Source organism: Rhodococcus sp. P3_B8, assembly GCF_056402775.1.
The window spans coordinates 1-5,405 of the sequence record NZ_JBFUGT010000386.1 but is presented as its reverse complement, the minus strand read 5'-3'; the positions used below and the strand labels follow the sequence as shown (position 1 = coordinate 5,405).

Below are 5,405 nucleotides of genomic sequence, written 5' to 3'. Positions count from 1 at the left end.
GTGAAGTTTCTGGAACAGATGCCGAATCCGGAGAAGGACACAACTCGGTAAAGCAGTCCCACGACACCGAACTTCCGAGTGTGTCTCCACTCGGATTACACGAAAGTAGCACGCGGATGATCACATTCGACAAAGTCACCAAGGCATATCCGGACGGCACGACAGCGGTGAACGAACTGGACCTCGAGTGCCCGAGCGGGAAGATCACAGCACTCGTCGGGCCGTCGGGATGCGGCAAGACCACGTCGCTTCGCATGATCAACAGATTGATCGAACCGACGTCCGGAACCATCTCCCTCGACGGCGAATCCACGGCGGACATGGATCCCGCGCTGCTGCGCAGGCGGATCGGGTACGTCATCCAGCATGCCGGACTGTTCCCGCACCGCACCATCGTGGACAACGTCGCGACCATGCCGAGATTGCTGGGAAAGACGAAGAAGGAGGCCCGAACCCGGGCGATGGAGCTGCTCGAGACGGTCGGTCTTGCGGCGAACTTCGCGGACCGGTATCCGTGGCAGCTCTCGGGTGGCCAGCAACAGCGTGTGGGGGTCGCGCGCGCCCTCGCCGCGGACCCGGCCTTCATGTTGATGGACGAACCATTCAGCGCTGTCGACCCGGTGGTCCGAAGCCAGCTCCAGGACGAATTCCTGAGACTGCAGAAGGACATCGGCAAGACGATCATCATCGTCACGCACGACATCGACGAGGCCCTCAAGCTGGGCGACCAGGTGGTCGTGTTGCGGACCGGCGGGATCCTGGCGCAGGCGGCGACTCCGCTGGAGTTGCTGACCGAACCCGCCGACGAGTTCGTCGCCGACTTCGTCGGACGCGACCGCGGCTACCGTTCGCTGGGTTTCTCGAACCTCGGCGGCCGCGTGGAGACGGTCACCGAACCCGTTGCCCGTCTCGGTGATTCGGCGTCCGACGCCCTCACCCGGACCACGGACGACTGGTTGCTCGTCGTCGACCCGGCGAACAAGCCGATCGGCTGGGTGCAACCGGCGAAGGTCGTCGACCGCATCCGCCCGGACGACGTGAATCTCAGCGGGACGGTCGCCGATGCGCACGGAACGATGCGGGCCCTGCTCGACGCCGCCCTGTCCGCACCCAGCAAACGCGGTGTCGTCGTCGACGGCGACGGTGTGCTCGTGGGAACCGTGACGGCACACGCGGCGGTCGCGGCGATCGAGTCGGCGGATCTCGTAGCCACGGAGGCAATGGCCCGATGAACATCGAATGGCTCGGCCGCCAGTCCGATCGCATCGCCGAACTGGTCGGCTGGCACATCCTCCTCGCGCTGGTGCCGCTCGTCGTCGGTGTGATCGTCGCGTTGCCGATCGGCTGGCTGGCACATCGCAGTCGCCGGATCAACCCCTATGTGGTGGGCACGGCCGGCCTGCTCTACACGATCCCGTCGCTGGCGCTGTTCGTCCTGCTCCCGCCGATCCTCGGAACGAAGATTCTCGATCCGATGAACATCGTCGTCGCGCTGACGATCTACACCGTCGCCCTGCTCGTGCGCGTCATCGCCGACGCCCTGGATTCGGTGCCGCAGGAGACGGTGCTCGCCGCCACGGCGATGGGCTACCGGCCGTACCAGACTCTGCTGAAAGTTCAGCTGCCGGTGGGTGTTCCCGTCATCTGCGCCGGACTGCGCGTCGCGGTCGTGTCGAACGTCAGCCTGGTCTCTCTCGCCGCGCTGCTCGGGATCCCGCAGATCGGTTCCCTGTTCACCCAGGGCTTCCAGTTGCGTTTCTACACACCGATCATCACCGGTATCGCGCTGTGCCTGCTGCTGGCGCTGGTTCTCGACCTGCTCATCGTGCTCGCCAATCGGTTACTCACACCGTGGACCCCGAAGGTGGTCTCATCATGATCGACTTTCTGCTCGACGGTGCTCATTGGACCGGGCCCGAGGGCATTCCTGCTCTCCTCCTCCAGCACCTGCTGTACACATTCCTCGCCCTGTTCGCGGCGGCGCTGATCGCGGTTCCGCTCGGTTTGTACATCGGGCACACTGGTCGCGGAGCGGTCGTCGTCGCGGGCCTGGCCAACTCGCTGCGCGCCCTTCCCACCATCGGCTTGCTGATCCTGCTGGTGCTCGTCATCGCACCGTCGTTCTCGACCAAGCTGGCCTATCTGATTCCGAGCCTGATCGTGCTGGTCTTGTTGGCCATCCCGCCGATTCTCACCAACACGTACGCAGGCATTCGCTCGGTCGACCCGGCCGCCGTGGACGCTGCGCGGGGCATGGGGTTCCGGTCGATGCGCATCCTCACCGAGGTGGAGATGCCCTGCGCGCTGCCGCTGATGCTGTCGGGTGTGCGCAGCGCCGTGCTGCAGATCGTCTCGACCGCGACCGTCGCCGCCTACATCTCGCTGGGCGGACTGGGACGTCTCCTCATCGACGGCAAGGCGCAGAGCGACTACGCGCAGATGGCCGCCGGAGCGGTCCTCGTGTCTCTCCTCGCGCTCGCATTCGACCTGGCGATCGGATTCCTCACGGTTCGGGTCGTCTCACCCGGTCTGACGCGACGCGAGCGGAGCGGCGCGAACAAGCGATCCGATTCCGAAGACACCGCCGTCGCAGCCCGACCCGCGTCCGCTCCCGAGCCCTCGCTGATCTGAAGGACATCATCATGAAGAAGGCATTGATCGTCGCCCTGACCGGCGCCACCCTGATGTCGTTGACGGCATGCGGGATCGGCAAGGACCCGTTGGCATCCGACGACGGCGGAAGCAGCGACGGTGCCATCGTCGTCGGCTCCGCGGACTTCCCCGAAAGCCAGCTGATCGCGACCATCTACGCGGAGGCGCTGCGCGCGAACGGCATCGACGTCACCGAGAAGCTGAACATCGGAAGCCGGGAGGTGTACGTCCCGGCCATCCGGGACGGCTCCATCGACCTGCTGCCCGAGTACTCGGGTGCGTTACTCCAATACCTCGACAGCGCCACCACCGCTACTGCGTCGGACGAGGTGACCGAGGAGATCGAGGCCAAGCTGCCCGCCGGGCTCATCGCACTGGAACCGTCCCCCGCCGAGGACAAGGACGTGCTCGCGGTGCGACAGGAGACCGCGGACGAATACTCGCTCCAGACGATCGAGGACCTCGTGCCCCACGCCGACGAGCTCACCCTCGGCGGCCCGCCCGAATGGAAGACCCGGGAGAACGGCGTCGCCGGCCTGCGGGACAAATACGGACTGACGTTCAAGGAGTTCCTGGCACTCGACGCCGGCGGTCCCCTGACGCTCAACGCCTTGCTGAGCGGTCAGATCGAGGTGGCGGACGTGTTCAGCACCGACCCGGCGATGCGGTCGGAGAACCTCGTGGCACTCGAGGACACCAAACACCTGTTCCTGGCGGAGAACATCACCCCGATCATCAACGAGAACAAGGCAGGCGACGATGTCCGCGGCGTCCTGGCCGACGTGTCGGCAGCACTGACGACCGAGGATCTCATCGAGATGAACCAGCGGGTGGCCGACCTCGAGGACATGGGCGACATCGCCCGGGAATGGCTGCAGGACAAGGGGCTGGCGTCCTGATCACGCCCCGGGCGGGCGAGTCAGCTCAGCGCATCGAACGTCGCCGTCGCATATTGGGCGGTCCGGTCGGAGCCGAGAAGTCCCGGCCCCATCTTGTTCATCACGTACGTCATGGTCATCCGGCGTTCGGTGTCGACGACGACCTGCGAGCCGCCCCAGCCACCCCAGAAGCAGATGCGTCCCTCGGGGACGAACGGCACGGACACGGGCGTCGGCAGACCGTACCCGATGCCGAATCGAATCGGTTGCCCCAGAGCCAGATCCACGCCGTTCGACTGCTCCTCGAAGATCAGGGAAATGGTGTCCGGCGACAGCAGGCGGACGCCGTCGAGTTCTCCCCCGCAGGCCACGACGGACTGGATCCGGGCGAGCGACCGGGCGTTGCCCTGGCCACCGGCCGCACCGTTCTCCGCCTGGCGCCACTCGTCGGACCAGGACGCGGACGCGTCCGGTCCGGGGCCGGTGAACGTCCTGACGATGACACTGGCGGGGTCGAGGGAGGCCAGATCGATCGGCAACGGCGGCGGCGGGACCACGTTCGACACCCGGCCGAACTCCGACGGGTCCAATCCGATGTGGAAGTCGGCCCCCAGTGGCCCGGCGATCTCCTCCGCGACGAAACGGCCGAGCGTGCGCCCGTCGATTCGGCGGACGACCTCACCGATCAGATGGCCGTAGTTCAGCGCGTGATATCCGGACGCCGTGCCCGGCTCCCACCACGGCGCCTGGGCGGCAAGCCGTTTCGTGGACTCGGCGAGGTCGAACGTGTCCTCGACCGTGATCGGCTGATCCCACCCCGACACACCCGACGTGTGCGACAGGAGATGGCGGACCTCGACGCGGTCCTTGCCTGCCGCGGCGAATTCCGGCCAGTACTTCGCGACGGGCGCGTACACGTCCAGCAGTCCGCGGTCGACGAGCATCAGTGCGGCGAGCGCGGTGACCGTCTTGGTGCACGACCACACGTTGGTGATGGTGTCGCGCTCCCATTCGGTGGCGTGATCGGTGTCGGACCATCCGCCCCACATGTCGACCACCGGCTCTCCGTGGAGGGTCACGACGATCGACGCGCCGAGTTCCTCACCGGAGTCGAGATTGTCCTTCAGTGCCTCCCGCAACGCCGTGAAGCGCTTATCGCACACTCCTCCGAGCTTGGTCACCTGTGGTTCCTCTCCACCAGCCGACGCAATTGATCTTGACATCGGATTCAATTTGAGGGTTCCAGTGTGATCCCGCCCCTCATGTGATGTCAATCACTCGTTTCGCGGCGACTCATCCGGACGAGCCCCGGCCTCAGCCGGTCACGGGCAGCACCAGCGCCTGCCCCGGGTCGCCCGAGGCGATGGTGACCTGGTGCGGCACCAGACTTCCGCGGAAGCTCGGGTCTCCCCCGGACACCACGAGGCGAACGCGGTGCCCCTCGTCGAAGCGGTGGACGATGGCCGGCATCGTGACCCGGACGGGCTCACCGGGTGCCACGATGCGCACCGGTGCGACCTGTCCGTTGATCAGCGTTTCGGTGCCGTCGGGAGCCACGTCGTACAGCTTCGCGAAGACCACGACCGAGTCCTCGACACCGGTGACCGCGGGTGCGGCGGCGACGCGGACGTCGAGCGTCGGGGCGCCGACCACGTCCAGCGGGGCGTCGAGGATGCCGGACGACCATTCGGCCTGGGTGCCGGGGATCATGCCCTGCGGGACCTGATTCCCCGGCCGGGTGTCCGGTGCCTCCCGGTCGGTGGGAAGGCCGCCGGGCAGCGTGTTCAGCGTCTGCGAGCCGGGAACGATGCCGTCGAGTCGGTCGGTCAGTGCGCCGTCGCCGGAGAGGTAGAGCGAATAGTCCTGGCCTACCGC

At 66.5% G+C, this 5,405-nt stretch carries 6 protein-coding genes; 4 read left to right on the top strand and 2 right to left on the bottom strand.

Features of this window, described 5'->3' with window-relative positions; all coding sequences use genetic code 11:
- Positions 1-116 precede the first annotated feature (116 nt).
- Genes AC1D1G_RS41045 through AC1D1G_RS41030 form a run of 4 tightly spaced genes read left to right on the top strand, consistent with a single transcriptional unit; the run spans position 117 to position 3,551 of the window.
- Positions 117-1,232: an ABC transporter ATP-binding protein gene (locus AC1D1G_RS41045; RefSeq protein WP_477956477.1), complete on the top strand. Its 1,116-nt coding sequence runs from the start codon at positions 117-119 to the stop codon at positions 1,230-1,232.
- Entirely contained in the window at positions 1,229-1,879 is a 651-nt protein-coding gene (locus AC1D1G_RS41040; protein WP_280781340.1) for an ABC transporter permease, read from the top strand. The genes AC1D1G_RS41045 and AC1D1G_RS41040 overlap by 4 nt, the downstream gene beginning before the upstream one ends.
- On the top strand, positions 1,876-2,631 hold the full coding sequence (locus AC1D1G_RS41035) for an ABC transporter permease (RefSeq protein ID WP_477956476.1): 756 nt from the start codon (positions 1,876-1,878) through the stop codon (positions 2,629-2,631). The genes AC1D1G_RS41040 and AC1D1G_RS41035 overlap by 4 nt, the downstream gene beginning before the upstream one ends.
- Positions 2,632-2,642: 11 nt before the next feature.
- The gene (locus AC1D1G_RS41030) at positions 2,643-3,551 is read left to right on the top strand and encodes an ABC transporter substrate-binding protein (protein ID WP_477956475.1); all 909 of its coding nucleotides are present in this window, start codon (positions 2,643-2,645) and stop codon (positions 3,549-3,551) included.
- Positions 3,552-3,571: 20 nt separating this feature from the next.
- Here AC1D1G_RS41030 and AC1D1G_RS41025 read toward each other — a convergent pair whose 3' ends face one another.
- Both AC1D1G_RS41025 and AC1D1G_RS41020 read right to left on the bottom strand, forming a co-directional pair.
- Positions 3,572-4,711, bottom strand: coding sequence for a serine hydrolase domain-containing protein (locus AC1D1G_RS41025; RefSeq protein ID WP_477956474.1), 1,140 nt, complete (start codon positions 4,709-4,711; stop codon positions 3,572-3,574).
- A 133-nt stretch (positions 4,712-4,844) separates the two neighbouring features.
- Positions 4,845-5,405 (bottom strand): CocE/NonD family hydrolase C-terminal non-catalytic domain-containing protein (locus tag AC1D1G_RS41020; protein ID WP_477956473.1); only part of this gene is annotated, 561 nt, incomplete at its 5' end.